The following is a 12,961-nucleotide window of genomic DNA, read 5'->3' as shown; positions in this document are numbered from 1 at the left end:
CCGCAGTTGCCCTAAGATGGGTGGCATGCAGGTGACGATGATCGACGAGAGCACATACGCCGAGACGATGGAGCGCACGGTGGTGCCGGCGCTCCGTCAATGCCGCGAAGAAGGATGGTTCGACCCGTCCGCCGCCGAACGGTCGGCGGGCCTCGAGCCATTGCCAGGTCTGATGGACACCGGCGGCCGATCCGGGCAGCTGCACTATGTGTGCTATGACGCCGGCAAGTTCGACGCCATCCGCGAGGAGGGCGCCACGGCCACATTCCGTGGCGCCATCGTCATCAGCCACGGTTTCACCGAGTTCGCCGAAAAGTACGACGAACTGGTCTGGTACTTCCTGCTCGCCGGCTACTCGGTGTGCGTGCTCGAGCATCGCGGCCACGGCAAATCCTCGCGCGACGTGGACAACCACTGCATGGTATGGATCGACGACTGGAAGCGCTATGTGGCCGATCTCGCCGGGTTCGCCCAGACCATCGGCCAGCGGTACGCGGCCGGCATGCCGATCAACCTGTTCTGCCACTCGATGGGCGGCGGCATCGGAGCGGCTGTGCTTGAGCAATACCCGTCCTTGTTCGACAAGGCCGTGCTGTCCGCGCCGATGATCGCTCCCGCCACCGGCATGCCGCTGCCATTGACGCGCATACTGGTGGGGGCGATCTGCGGTCTGGGCTTCGGGAAGAAGCGCGTGTTCGGCCAGAGCGACTTCACCCCCGAATTCTCGATGCAGGGCAACGAGGGGGCTTCCGAAGCGCGCGAACGCTGGTATTTCAAGCTGCGCTGCGAGCATCCGGAATATCAGACCTATTGCGCGTCTTTTGAGTGGGTGCGTCAGGCGCTCAAACTCAGCAGGGCCATTCTGAGCCCTGCGGCCTGCGCCGAAGTGGAGGCTCCGGTGCTGCTGTTCCAGTCCGGGCGCGACATCTGGGTGCTCAACAAGCCCCAGAACCGTTTCATCCAACTGATCAAGGACGGCGGCGACGAAGCCACATTGGTGCGATTCAACGAATCCCGCCATGAGATCTTCTCGATGCCGAATGCAGTGTACAAGCCGTATCTGGAGAAGATCCTCAGCTTCTACGACGATCCGATGATCGCCAGCGCCTCGTACTGATCCGGTGTCGTGCGCTGGCGCTGGGCTCTGACCAGAGTTTGGCATTATCCCATTGACTACGTAGCCGAATGTTGCTGTTCATCTAGAGTTCACTCTGGTGTCATCTTCATCTCCACCCGATTTTATCCGGTAGGAGAACAATGAAATTATGGGCATAATGTCTTCTCTTCGTCGCCGCGCCGCAGCGGTAGCGGCAATCGTGTGCGCCAGCGCGCTCGTGCTGGCCGGCTGCTCGGCGAGCTTCAAGGTAAATAACGGCGATTCGGGGACCTCCGACTCCAATACGCAGACGTTCACGCCGTCGGGCGGCAAATCCACCGCCACGCTGAGCATCGCGTCCGGTTCGGAGAACAAAGAGGTAGCCGCCGCCATCCAAAAGGCCGCCGACCAATCCAATGTGACCATCACCATGCATTACATGGGCTCGTTGGACATCATGAACGCGCTCAAGAAGGGCGGCGAGAATTACGACGCCGTCTGGCCGGCCTCCTCCATGTGGATTTCGATGGGCGACACCAAGCACGTCGTCAAGGACGCCGCCAGCACCTCCACCACTCCAATCGTGTTCGGCATCGCGAAATCCAAGGCCATCTCCTTGGGATGGGCCGACGATTCCGGCAAGACCAAGCCGGTCTCCACCGCGGACATTCTCAAGGCGGTCAGCGACGGCAATCTCAAGTTCTCGATGACCTCCGCCACCCAGTCGAACTCGGGCGCATCCGCCTATCTGGCCTTCATGACAGCCCTGCGCGGCGGCGACCAGCCGCTGAGCGAGCAGGATCTCGACAACGCCCAGCTCAAGGAGTCCGTGGCCAAGCTGCTGTCCGGCGTGGACCGCTCCTCCGGCTCCTCGGATTGGCTCAAGGACATGGTGGTGGCCAATCCGGATCGATTCGACTCGATGGTCAACTACGAATCGCTGGTCATCCAGGCCGATAAGACCCTGACCAAGAACGGCCACGACCCGCTACTTACCGTGTACCCGTCCGACGGCATCGCCGTTTCCGATTCGCCGCTCGGCTACGTGGATCGCGGGCAGAACCTTAAGGACGCGTTCGATAGCTTCGCCAAGGCCCTGAGCGCCAAGGAGACGAAGACCGAATTCGAGCGCGCTGGACGCCGTACGGGCCTGGGCGGCGCCCTCGCCTATGCGTCAGACAGTCAGGTGAAGGAATCCTTCCGCTCCGAATGGGGCGTCAACACCGATGCCTCCACGCTGAAGACCATCCCGCTGCCCGCCGCATCGGTGATCAACAGCGCGCTCAACGTCTACCAGACCGCGTTGCGCAAGCCGAGTTGGACCATTTGGGTGGTTGACTACTCCGGCTCCATGTCGGGAGAAGGCAAGGATGGCGTGGTCAAGGGACTCAATGCCGCTCTCAGCCCGGATGAAGCCAAAGCCTCCTACATCGAACCCGGCGACGAGGATGTGAACATCCTCATCCCCTTTGAATCCGAGGCGCATGCGCCCATCGTGGCAAACGGCACCAATACTGGCACCCTGCTGAGCCAGGCCCAGAGCACTGAAGCCAGCGGCGGCACCGACATCTATCAGGGCCTTGAATCCGCACTCGGCCAGCTGCCGACCGAATCCGAGGCGTCCAAGTACACGGTGGCCATCGTACTGATGACGGACGGCCGCTCCACGACCGACAATCAATCCAACTTTGAGCGCGATTACAAGTCCTCGGGCCGCGATGTGCCGGTCTTCTCCATCATGTTCGGCGATGCCGACCCCAGCCAGCTGAAGTCTCTCGCCACGCTGAGCAACGCCAAGGTGTTCGATGGCCGCTCCGGCGACTTGGCGTCCGTGTTCCGTCAGGTCAAGGGGTTCAACTGATGCTTCAGGTGATTTGCGGATTCATCGTAGGACTCGCGTTCGCGGGGCTTGGCTTCTGGGTAGCCGGCGGTGGCGTGGTCGGTGTCGGCGTGGCTGTGGTGTTGGCCGGACTCGGCTATGTGGCCGCGTCCACGCTGACCGAGCCCGAGCGTCGCATCGGCAAGATGCTGGCCTCCGCATTGCCCAACGGTCAGAAGGCGGCCGATACCATTGACGCCGCCAATGCCCGGCTGAAGTCGATCTCCGCACTGACCGCTCAGGTGCGCGATCCATATGTACGCGCCGAGGCCAACGATTTCATCGTGGCCACGCGCGATCTGGTGAACTACGTAACCCGCGACACCTCCGCCTACCAGACTCTGCGCCATTACATCACCGTGTACGGCGAGCAGACCGAGCAATTGCTGCGTTCCTACACCGATGTGGAAAGCTCCGGCGCCCACGATCAGATCGCCAAGGCGCGCACGGAAACCATCGAGGCGCTGCAGGTGCTCGAACGCACGGCAGCGGGCGAGCTCAGTCGTGCGGTCAGCAGCAAGACGTTGGGTATTGCGGCTGATTCCGACGCCATCCAGCGTCTGGCCCGCATGGACGGATACGACACTGAGACAGCGGCTGCGGCGGCGTCTGAAGCCGCGTCAGCGCCGGCGTTGACTTCCGGCGCGAACGCTGCGGGAATCCATGGGGTTACAGGATTGCCGCAGGGGCTCGTCGGCAAGCAGCAGGCGCAACCGGTCGCGGTTCGGCCGATGGCAGCTGATCAGCGGAATCAAGAAGGGCAGCACAAGCAGCAATGAACCTATCAAAATCGAAAATCATCGGCCTAATCGCCCTGCTCGCGGTGGTGGCGATCGTGGGAGGCGCCTTCGTGTGGCGCCAGGCGCAGCCCAAACCGGCGGCCCCGGTCGAGAAAGTCAGCGTCACCGGCTACCTCGGCGGCGAGAAGATTGGCCTGTTCGATGACGCCAAATTCAAGGAACTCGCAGCGGAGCAGGGGCTCAACGTCGACTATCGCAAGGCCGGATCTCTGGCCATGATGGACGCGGATGCCAATGGCATGGATTACCTGTTCCCCTCGTCGCGCGCCGCCGTGGAATATGGCAAGGCCAAAGGTGTGAAGGCCACCCAGAGCGACATCGTCTTCAACTCGCCAATCGTACTGTATACGCATAAGGCGGTCGCCGAGGGGCTGGTCTCCGGTGGGCTGATCACCAAAGACGATTCCGGCGCATACCACATGGACATGGCCAAGGCCGTGGACGCGATGGTCAACAGCAAGACCTGGGCGGACGTCGGCTATGCGGCCGGCTACGGACAGTTCCGTATCGACTCCACCGACCCGGTGCAGTCGAACTCAGGCAACGAATACGCGGCGCTGATCGCCACCGTCTTGAACGGCGGCCAGCCGGCCACCACCGAATCAGTGGCGCGCGACGGCGAGACTATCAAGGCTATTTTCGCCAAGTCGGGCTGGATGGAGACCTCCTCCGAGGATTCGTTCAACCAGTTCCTGACACTGGGCGTCGGCTCGAAGCCGATGATGGTCGGCTATGAATCGCAGCTGCTGGACCTCGCGGTGAACCAGCCGGACGCGTTCAAGCAGATCAAGGACGACGTGGTGATCGTCTACCCGACGCCGACCGTGTGGAGCACGCATACGCTGATGGCGCTGGATGACAAGGGAGTGAAGCTTCTGGATCTGCTTAAGAGCCAGAAGGTGCAGAAACTGGCATGGGAGCGTCACGGCTTCCGCGCGGCCAACTTCGCCGGCACCGATCCGATCAAGCGGTTCGGCGTGCCCGGCACGCTCGACCAGATCCCGGCCGTCTCCGAATTGCCCAACAACGACGCCATGCAGCAGCTCATCACCGCGCTCCAAGGCGTGCAGCCGCAGCAGTAGACAATCATCGCGGTACACCATCGTCCATAACCTCTCACATCTGTCACACCTGTTACGAAAGGAATCATCATGGCCAACACAATCACCCTTGCGGACCTTGCCAAAGGCGGCACCGCGGCAGTCACCAACCCGTCGCTCGGCACCGGCGCCGGCGCTGCGAATGGCGCTCTGGTACCCACGGCCGCCGAAGCCGAGGCGGTCGCCTCGCTGACCCCGGACCAGCAGATCGCCAAGCTGCCGGCCGACGACCAGCAGTCGGTCAACCAGCTCGCCGCGCAGATCGACTTCACGCGCGACGGCATCGAATCGTCGTACGGCAAGGACGCCCAGCGCGCCACCTCCACCTTCGCCGACGAGATCCTCTCCGAAACCCGCTCCAAGGACACCGGCGAGGCCGGCGAGCTGCTCAACACCATGCTCGTGACCATCGATGAGGCCGAACTTGGCGGATTCCGCAAGATTCCGATCATCGGACAGGTGGCCGTCTCCATCGACAAGCTGCGCCGCCGCTACCAGAAGGTCGATTCGCAGATCGACGAGATCATCACCAAGCTCGAGCGCGCGCAGGCGCGACTGGTCGCGGACATCTCCATGTACGACACGATGTACGCGCAGAACGCCCAGCAGTACCGCGAACTCAAGATCACCGTGCTGGCCGGCAAGAAGGCGCTCGCCGACTTCCGCGCGACTCAGCTGCCGGCGCTGGAGGCCGAGGCGCAGAAGAGCGGCGACCCGATGCAGGCGCAGCTGCTCAAGGACTTCAAGGCCAAGCTGGACCGTTTCGAGAAGCGACTCGACGATCTGGACCGCATCTCCGTGGTGACGCTGCAGACCGCGCCGCAGATCAAGATCATCCAGAACGCCGACCAGACCATCGTGGACAAGATCGACACCACCATCTCCACCACCATCCCGGTGTGGAAGAGCCAGATGGTGATCGCGCTGGGTCTGTCCAACCAGCGCAAGGCGTTGGACCTGCAGAACAAGGCGGACGACGTGACCAACAAGCTGCTGCAGAAGAACGCGGCCGCCCTGCACAAGGGCGCGGTGGACGCCGAGAAGGCCAACCAGCGCTCCGTGGTGGAGATCGACACGTTGGAGAAGATCAACTCCGAGCTCATCGCCACCCTGAAGGAGACCGTGCAGATCCAGAAGGAAGGCAAGGCCAACCGCGAGGCCGCACAGGTCAAGATGCGCCAGATCGAGGCCGACCTCAAGAACGCCCTGATCGAAAACGCCCAGCAGATGTGAGCCTGGCGCGTTCCCAGTATGTCGCGTCAGAAGTTCGTTGATTATCGTCGGCTCCCCTTGTCAGGGGAGCTGGCCCGCGAAGCGGGACTGAGGGGTAGTTCGTCAACGAGTTTCCGACGCAGGACACTGAGTGCATCTCCAGGAATACGCCGGCTGATGCAAAACGGCGGAATTCCGCGGATTCCAGCGTTATTTCTCTGTGAGCATAATTGTGGAATGATTGCCCGCCCAGGGAATTGGATGAAGTGAAGGTCAAAGGTTGAGAGCCCGGGAGGGTTCCGGAACCGGCCACGATAGCTGTCGCCTCCCCGCCAGCGCGGGGAGTGCGGCGGCAAGCCAAGCAGGTTCTCTCCTATTCAAGGAGTACCGATTATGGCAATGTTTCCGGCTTTGATGAATGACACGATGTTCTCTGATATGTTCGATGACCCGTTCTTCGAGGGCTGGCGCAACATGGACAGTCAGGTGGCTGCGGCCATGCCGGCGAACATGATGAACACGGATGTTCGTGAGACCGCCAAGGGCTACGACGTCGATATCGACATGCCTGGCTTCAAGAAGGACGATATCAAGCTCGAGCTCAACAACGGCTATCTGACCGTGTCCGCCTCGCGCAGCAGCGAGCATGAGGACAAGGCCCCTGAGTCCGCGGACGCCTCGGCTTCCGCTTCCAAGGATTCCAGTGAGCAGTGCGCATGCGGCACGAACGAATCCGGTCGCTGGCTGCGTCGCGAACGCTACATGGGCACCTGCTCTCGCAGCTTCTACGTCGGCGACGATGTGAAGGAATCCGACATTCATGCCAGCTACAACAACGGCATGCTGTGCATCCAGGTTCCGAAGATGCAGGCTCAGCCGCAAGTCGAGACCAAGCATCAGATCGCGATTGAAGGCTGACTCCACTAGCTGCTTCGATTCCGAGTCGTAAGCTCGTTCCGAAGCCCAGTGCTGAGAGTTGATGCCCAACGGCATACATCCGTTGGGCCAGCCTCCTGAACGAGGAAGCATCCGACTGGGTGTATGGAATGGAATAGCGACTAACGATGACCTGCTTCCTGCGCTGCCCATCCTACGTTTTCTACGCTGACTAGCCGATGGGCGGCGGGAAACAGAGCCAATGACATGCCGGACAAGGCGAATGCCTTGCCCGGCATTTTCGTATCTTGGAGCAGGTAGAGTGGCCCCGGAACCGGATAAATTCGACTGCGCGCGCGGTTGTGTACGGCGGCACGCGGTTGTGCACATCCGATGATGTAGAGTGACTCCAGCAGTACTTCCGGCAATACATGGGGAGAGGGTCCGCGGTGGTGCAGAACAATCCAGACAACACTCCTAAATCGCTCGACAAGCAATCCGACAACCTCGCCGGCGGTCATGTGGTGTCTGCGCGTGCCACAGCGGTGGGCCTCATGGCCATTGTGCTGTGGAGCTTCATGGCAGGCACGGTCCGCATCGTCTCCGACGGTTTCGGCGCCACGCTTGGTTCGGCGCTGATCTATACCGTTGGCGGAGTGCTGCTGCTGATATTCCGCCGGCCTGCGCCATTGAAGCAATTCCCGCGCAAGTACCTGATCGTCGGCGGTCTGCTGTTCGTATTCTACGAGTCCTCGATTTCCTTGTCGCTTGGGCTGGCCTCGACTGATGCGTCCGCAGTGGAAGTGAGTCTGGTCAATTACCTATGGCCCACGATGATGGTGCTGCTCGCAGCTGGTGTTTCGCGTCGTCGTCACGCGATAGCCAGGGTGTTGCCGGGCGCGGTCGTGGCCACGGCTGGTGTGGCGCTCGCCGTGGGCGGTAATTCCGGGTTGGACTGGAATGCGGCGGTGACGCATATTGCGGCGGATCCGTTGCCGTATGCGCTGGCGTTCTTCGGGGCGTTGGCATGGTCCGTGTACGCGGTGTTCACACCGGCATGGTCGCAGGGTGTGGATGGCACGTCGTTGTTCTTCCCGTGTGTGGCTGTGGCATTGTGGATTATCCATTTCGCATCCGGCCAGGGCTGGCCGACGCAGATGCCAAGCTTGGAATCATGGGTGTTCGTGGTGGTCTGTGCGGCGGTGATTGCAGGCGGCTATGCCTGCTGGGGTTATGGCATCCTGCGCGGCTCGATGGAACGTCTGGCCATCGCCTCGTATGCCACGCCGGTGCTGTCCACTGCTGCAAGTGCGGTGTTGCTTGGTTTGGCGCTGTCGCTGCCGTTCTGGGTGGGTGCACTGCTGGTGGCCGCCGGCTCAGTGCTCAACTATCTGGTCACTGCACGCAAGTAGGCCGCACGACCGGCCGCGGCCACTTGGTGTTCCCGTGAAACAGGTCTGAGGAGGATGGGGATGGCGAAGCCGTCGGCATACAGTGACAGTGATGGGCCAGCGGCCAAGTCTGATGCAGTCGGCCGGCTGACGGTTATTTGCCGCGGCGCTCGCCGGGGCGGCGTAACGGGTCAAGCAGCGTGGCCGGGTCGGAAATGCCGAACATGCTGCGCCCGCCGGTAGATTCCGGGTGACGCGCCAGAATCGCCAAAGAAATCGCTCCTGGCACCATGATGATCACCGCGATCGCGGCAAGCCCCCAACTCACGAAGAATCCGAGGGCGAGCGCAATCAGCACCACCACGATGACGGTGCCGATGATGGTCGCCCATGCCTGTTTGCGTCCTGAGACCTTCAGCCATGAGGTGCGCGCCGGTTTCGGTTCTTGCGATGCTTTAGTCATACGTTCAGCATATGCCAGTTGTCGGTATTCGCGCGCGCCATTGTCCGTGGTGACGGAACGGATTCGCATGATTCGAGTGAAGGGCACCGGAAGGTAGTAGCGTAAGACATATGGATGAGAACGTGAATAATGCGAACGATGCGAACGCCCAGACTGCATATTTTGCAGGCGGCTGCTTCTGGGGTCTCGAACGTTACTTCCAGAATGTCGACGGCGTCATCGACACCACGGTCGGCTACGCGCAGTCGAATATCGAGAACCCCACGTATGAGCAGGTTTGTTCCGGGGCCACGGATGCGGCCGAGACCGTGAAGGTCACGTTCGACCCGGCTCGGGTGAGCCTGCGCACGCTGACGCTGCTGTTCCTCGAGGTCATCGACCCGTTCTCCGTGAATCAGCAGGGCGAGGATCGCGGACGGCAGTATCGCACTGGATTGTTCTATGCGAGCGATGCAGCCGGCGACGCCGGCGAAGCGCAGAGAGCCGCGCAGAAGGCCGTGTACATCGCGGCGCTTGAGCAGCTGGTGGACCGCCAGCCGCAGCGCCCGGCGGTCCTGGTCGAGCCGCTGCGCAACTTCTACCCAGCCGAGGACTACCATCAGGACTACCTCATCAACAATCCCGGCGGCTACTGCCATGTGCCTATCGCCGCCATCGCGAACGTGAAGCGCCGGCAGAAGTATGTGGAGCGGATCTGGGACCTGACGCTCGAACAGTTCGCGGTCACGCAGCACGCGGCCACCGAACGCCCGTTCGTTAACGAGTACGACCATGAGTTCGAGCCGGGCATCTACGTGGACATCGTCAGCGGTGAGCCGCTGTTCTCCTCGCGCGACAAGTTCGATTCCGGCTGCGGCTGGCCGGCGTTCTCGAAACCGCTCAAGGCCTCGCTGCTCACCGAGCACGAGGACCATCGCATCCCGGGCCGCGACCGCATCGAGGTGCGCACATCCGAAACGCAGATTCATTTGGGCCATGTGTTCGAGGACGGCCCTGCCGATCGCGGTGGCCTGCGCTACTGCATGAATTCCGCCGCGCTCCGGTTCGTGCCGCGCTCGCAGATGGAGGCTGAGGGCTACGGCGCCTGGATTCCGGCTGTGGACGGTGAGGCTGGCGAACCGGCTGACTATTGCGCGTAGCGCGTCCCTGATTGCAGGACGGGCTGTCAGCGAAGCTGGACTGAGGGGTAGTCAATTCGTCTACGAATTTCTGACGCAGGATACTAGTAGTCCGTCTCGTAAATAATTGAAGGATTCAGCTTTTTCTCTCCCCCAGTCAGCTACGCTGACAGCCCCCTCGTCAGAGGGGGCCAGAATACCACCGCTGTTTGCTTCACGGCACCGTCCCGTCAGAGGAGGCCAGCAGCACTCAATCAATTACGAGACAAGCCATTAGTTACCGTTGCTTGATGTAGCGCGTACTGCGCCCGGTGCCGATTTTGATGATCGCGCCTGAGATTACCAGCGCTCGCAAAGCCCGCTCTACCGTGGTTTCGCTGATGTCCGGCAGTCGTTCGAGGACCTCTGCTTTCGATAGTGGCGAAAGCGTCTGATCGAACAGCGCTGCGATTCGTTGTTCTTTGGTCGGTTTTGCCCGCTTGGTCGGCTTTGATTGGATTGTCGACGGTGTTGAGGAATCAGAAGAAATCGAACCGAGTATGCCAAATCGCTCGTCGAATTCCTTATATGCCCTCAGGATGACGCCGAGCAGATAATTGACGAACGGCGCGTAATCGTTGGCGTTCGCAGTCCAGCCTTGCGTGCTGGCGGCCAACGCTTCGTAATATGTCTCTTTGCTGCTTTCGATAAGACGTTCGATGCTGATGTATTTACCGATTTTGTATCCTGCGCGATACGTGAGCAGCAGTGTAAGCAATCGACTCATACGGCCGTTGCCGTCGTTGAACGGATGGATGCACGTGAAGTCGAACACGAACAAAGCGATGGCGAGCAGAGGGTCGGTGCGTCCGTCCTGAATCGTGGCGGCATAGGATGCGCACGCTTGCCCGACCAGTTCCGGTGTGATGAGAGCGTTGGGCGGCGTGAAACGAACGGAACTGTTGCCTGCGGCGTCACGTTCGACGATGAGGTTGTTCGTGTCTTTGAAATGGCCGCCGAAGATAAGTGGCGTGTGCCGGAACAGGTCGCGGTGCAGTTGGAGAATGACGTTCGGCGTGAGCGGGATGTAGTCGTGGTTCTCGTGAATGGTGGACAGTACATCCCGATATCCTGCGATTTCCTCTTCGTCACGGTTGCGCGGGGTGGTTTTCGCTGTAACCAGTGCGTTGAGCCTTTGGTCACTGGTGGAGATGCCTTCGATGCGGTTGGATGCGCTGGTGCTTTGAATGCGGGCGATCGCCGTCATGGATTCCAGTGTTTCCGGATGAATCGCCGCTTGTACGCTTTGCCGTCCTTTGGCTTCGTGGATTGCGGTCAGCAGGTTGATGGTTCGTGGCGTAAGCAGCGCTTCCGCTGTGTGGGCGTAATCAAACTGCTTCATGCTGTGTCATGCCGCCTTCCTTGGACTGCAGTGTTTTCTGCCTCATGTTCCGATTTTCTGCATCATATCATGTCAGAATGATGCAGAAAACTTTATAGTGATGCAACAAATGATGCAGAAAATGATGCAGCGCTGGATTGATGGATTAGTCGTCAATTGCGTCCACTAATGGCCGCAATTGTGTGACAAGACGTGGTGCATCCCTGGTTACGGTGTCGTACAGTGATTCGACATCGATTTCGTCATAATCGTGGACGATAACATTGCGCAATGCGCGCAGTTCTTTCCAAGGTAGACTCGGCATGGTGTCACGGAAGCCGTCTGAGAGGTTGCGGGCGCACTCCTGCACTTGTGTCATTTCCATCGCCACGGAATTGAAGAGTATGCGGTTGTCGTCCAGTGCTGCAGGTGACGGTATGCCGCTGATGTCGGTGACGGCGTTCTCGAGATGCTCCAACAGTCGGATCAGTGTGCTTCGATCGCGGAATGCTTGGTCTTGGTGATAGTGATGGTGGGCTGCCGGCATTATGCCACCTTGATCAGGTCGGGGGTGATGTGGTCAAGAAAACGTTTGCTGGAGCGGCTTCGTTTAGCGTGGCGGAGCAAGGAGTCGTAGGAGATGAGGGACACTTTTCGCCTGAGCAGGGATTCCAAGTCGTCGACGAGCTGTTGCTTTTCCATTATCGAGTAGGAGGCACCGGGTTTGAGGCGATAGATGAGGTCCACGTCGGAGTCGGGCCTTGCGTCTCCTCGCGCCACCGATCCGTATACATACATTTCGTCGATATGATGTCGCTCTACGAGCTGGGCCACGATGAGCTTCAGCGTCGCAATCTCCAGAGGGCTGCCGGAGCCGGCTGACGATAGGTTTTCGATATCGGCTGCATCGCCGCTGTCGGCGTTCGTTGCGCTATGCGAAGGTTTGTCAGAGGTCAGTGCCGCTAATGCGCGTTCATAGCGTTGTAGAAAATCCTGCGTCGGATTACCCTCGCGTTCCGCACGGGAAAGGGCCGACTGGGTGGTTCCCATTGACTGTGCTGCAGCGCTCTGGCTGATGTGTGAGCGCACGCGCTCCTCGCGCAACTCGGCAATTGACTTCATACATCGGATTATAGCATATATGCTATATGTGGCGGTGTCTCCGGAGTCTATGCGGTTTTCTGCATCATTTGCTTTGAAACGACGCGCGAGACCGACGATGATGCGGGAACCAGCACGGAAACCGCGTCGATCGGTTCCTGCTCACCCCGCCAGATGACGGTACAGTTCCGGGTCAAGCGGCCGCGCCAACCGCAGCGTGGACAGCGTGACCTTCACCGTGCCGGTCCCGTCCGCGTTGGGTTTAGTGGTCAGGCGCGGATTATCGAATGCTGCGACGTGACCCGCGTAGTAGTACTTGCCGTCCTTGGCCTCCGCCTTGCACATGACGAACAGCGGCACGAAATGCGTCGCTGCCGTAGCGATCGTAGATCGCTTGTGGATCTATGCGTTCGGCTGGCGAGAGATACGGCCTCATGGATCACGATGAGTGACGTGAGCGGCAATCGGACGGCATCGGTTCGGTCATCGGCTTTGGCTGATGATGGACGGAAGCGGATGCCGTTCGGATAGTGCGTGATAAGGAGCAGCTGATGATGAGAATTCC

Annotated in this window: 11 protein-coding genes and 3 pseudogenes; 9 read left to right on the top strand and 5 right to left on the bottom strand. The window is 60.4% G+C overall.

The annotated features are described in order from the left end of the window. The first annotated feature begins 25 nt into the window (after positions 1-25). The 8 genes and pseudogenes from BW14_RS07285 to yddG all read left to right on the top strand — a co-directional run bounded on the left by BW14_RS07285 (position 26) and on the right by yddG (position 8,375). Positions 26-1,117: an alpha/beta fold hydrolase gene (locus BW14_RS07285; RefSeq protein ID WP_140489894.1), complete on the top strand. Its 1,092-nt coding sequence runs from the start codon at positions 26-28 to the stop codon at positions 1,115-1,117. 148 nt (positions 1,118-1,265) lie between these two features. Then, positions 1,266-2,225, top strand: a pseudogene (locus tag BW14_RS12425) (substrate-binding domain-containing protein); the annotation flags it as partial. 132 nt (positions 2,226-2,357) lie between these two features. Next, positions 2,358-2,957: pseudogene (locus BW14_RS12420) on the top strand (VWA domain-containing protein); the annotation flags it as partial. Next, a complete protein-coding gene (locus BW14_RS07275) occupies positions 2,957-3,754 on the top strand; it encodes a hypothetical protein (protein ID WP_258186085.1) in 798 nt (265 codons plus the stop codon). The pseudogene BW14_RS12420 and the gene BW14_RS07275, both read left to right, overlap by 1 nt. Beyond that, positions 3,751-4,857: a substrate-binding domain-containing protein gene (locus BW14_RS11985; RefSeq protein WP_044089506.1), complete on the top strand. Its 1,107-nt coding sequence runs from the start codon at positions 3,751-3,753 to the stop codon at positions 4,855-4,857. Before BW14_RS07275 ends, BW14_RS11985 begins: the two co-directional genes overlap by 4 nt. A 69-nt stretch (positions 4,858-4,926) precedes the next feature. Beyond that, a complete protein-coding gene (locus tag BW14_RS07260) occupies positions 4,927-6,108 on the top strand; it encodes a toxic anion resistance protein (protein ID WP_238566980.1) in 1,182 nt (393 codons plus the stop codon). A gap of 372 nt (positions 6,109-6,480) precedes the next feature. Beyond that, complete coding sequence (locus BW14_RS07255) at positions 6,481-7,005, top strand: Hsp20/alpha crystallin family protein (RefSeq protein WP_140489890.1); 525 nt, start codon at positions 6,481-6,483, stop codon at positions 7,003-7,005. 389 nt (positions 7,006-7,394) lie between these two features. Then, positions 7,395-8,375, top strand: a complete 981-nt coding sequence (yddG, locus tag BW14_RS07250) for an aromatic amino acid DMT transporter YddG (protein ID WP_140489888.1) — start codon at positions 7,395-7,397, stop codon at positions 8,373-8,375. A 133-nt stretch (positions 8,376-8,508) separates the two neighbouring features. On the opposite strand, the gene BW14_RS07245 is transcribed toward yddG, so the two are convergent. Then, positions 8,509-8,817 carry a hypothetical protein gene (locus BW14_RS07245; RefSeq protein WP_258186084.1) on the bottom strand — a complete coding sequence of 103 codons (309 nt, stop codon included), beginning with the start codon at positions 8,815-8,817 and terminating at the stop codon, positions 8,509-8,511. Positions 8,818-8,927: 110 nt separating this feature from the next. On the opposite strand from BW14_RS07245, the gene msrB reads away from it, so the two are divergent. Beyond that, positions 8,928-9,956 carry a peptide-methionine (R)-S-oxide reductase MsrB gene (gene msrB, locus BW14_RS07240; protein ID WP_140489886.1) on the top strand — a complete coding sequence of 343 codons (1,029 nt, stop codon included), beginning with the start codon at positions 8,928-8,930 and terminating at the stop codon, positions 9,954-9,956. Between the two features lie 256 nt (positions 9,957-10,212). On the opposite strand, the gene BW14_RS07235 is transcribed toward msrB, so the two are convergent. From BW14_RS07235 to BW14_RS07220, 4 genes and pseudogenes are all read right to left on the bottom strand, one after another. Further along, positions 10,213-11,316 carry a Fic family protein gene (locus BW14_RS07235; RefSeq protein WP_140489884.1) on the bottom strand — a complete coding sequence of 368 codons (1,104 nt, stop codon included), beginning with the start codon at positions 11,314-11,316 and terminating at the stop codon, positions 10,213-10,215. Between the two features lie 145 nt (positions 11,317-11,461). Next, positions 11,462-11,842 (bottom strand): DUF86 domain-containing protein, encoded by a 381-nt coding sequence (locus BW14_RS07230; protein ID WP_140489882.1) that lies wholly within the window; start codon positions 11,840-11,842, stop codon positions 11,462-11,464. Further along, positions 11,842-12,417, bottom strand: coding sequence for a nucleotidyltransferase domain-containing protein (locus tag BW14_RS07225; protein WP_140489880.1), 576 nt, complete (start codon positions 12,415-12,417; stop codon positions 11,842-11,844). The genes BW14_RS07230 and BW14_RS07225 overlap by 1 nt, the downstream gene beginning before the upstream one ends. Positions 12,418-12,558: 141 nt before the next feature. Beyond that, a pseudogene (locus tag BW14_RS07220) lies at positions 12,559-12,765 on the bottom strand (DUF3427 domain-containing protein); the annotation flags it as partial. Positions 12,766-12,961 lie beyond the last annotated feature (196 nt).

The sequence above is a fragment of the Bifidobacterium sp. UTBIF-68 genome (genome assembly GCF_006408855.1).
In the GTDB taxonomy this organism is placed as follows: Bacteria; Actinomycetota; Actinomycetes; order Actinomycetales; family Bifidobacteriaceae; genus Bifidobacterium; species Bifidobacterium reuteri.
The sequence above is the reverse complement of the archived record's forward strand: the minus strand, read 5'-3'. Positions and strand labels throughout refer to the sequence as shown.

Bases quoted from the DNA above. Each gene is read 5' to 3' on its own strand.
- yddG (WP_140489888.1), top strand. From the start codon at position 7,395: ATGGGGAGAGGGTCCGCGGTGGTGCAGAACAATCCAGACAACACTCCT.
- BW14_RS07255 (WP_140489890.1), top strand. From the start codon at position 6,481: ATGGCAATGTTTCCGGCTTTGATGAATGACACGATGTTCTCTGATATG.
- BW14_RS07285 (WP_140489894.1), top strand. From the start codon at position 26: ATGCAGGTGACGATGATCGACGAGAGCACATACGCCGAGACGATGGAG.
- BW14_RS07260 (WP_238566980.1), top strand. From the start codon at position 4,927: ATGGCCAACACAATCACCCTTGCGGACCTTGCCAAAGGCGGCACCGCG.
- BW14_RS07225 (WP_140489880.1), bottom strand. From the start codon at position 12,417: ATGAAGTCAATTGCCGAGTTGCGCGAGGAGCGCGTGCGCTCACACATC.
- BW14_RS07235 (WP_140489884.1), bottom strand. From the start codon at position 11,316: ATGAAGCAGTTTGATTACGCCCACACAGCGGAAGCGCTGCTTACGCCA.
- msrB (WP_140489886.1), top strand. From the start codon at position 8,928: ATGGATGAGAACGTGAATAATGCGAACGATGCGAACGCCCAGACTGCA.
- BW14_RS07245 (WP_258186084.1), bottom strand. From the start codon at position 8,817: ATGACTAAAGCATCGCAAGAACCGAAACCGGCGCGCACCTCATGGCTG.
- BW14_RS07275 (WP_258186085.1), top strand. From the start codon at position 2,957: ATGCTTCAGGTGATTTGCGGATTCATCGTAGGACTCGCGTTCGCGGGG.
- BW14_RS11985 (WP_044089506.1), top strand. From the start codon at position 3,751: ATGAACCTATCAAAATCGAAAATCATCGGCCTAATCGCCCTGCTCGCG.
- BW14_RS07230 (WP_140489882.1), bottom strand. From the start codon at position 11,842: ATGCCGGCAGCCCACCATCACTATCACCAAGACCAAGCATTCCGCGAT.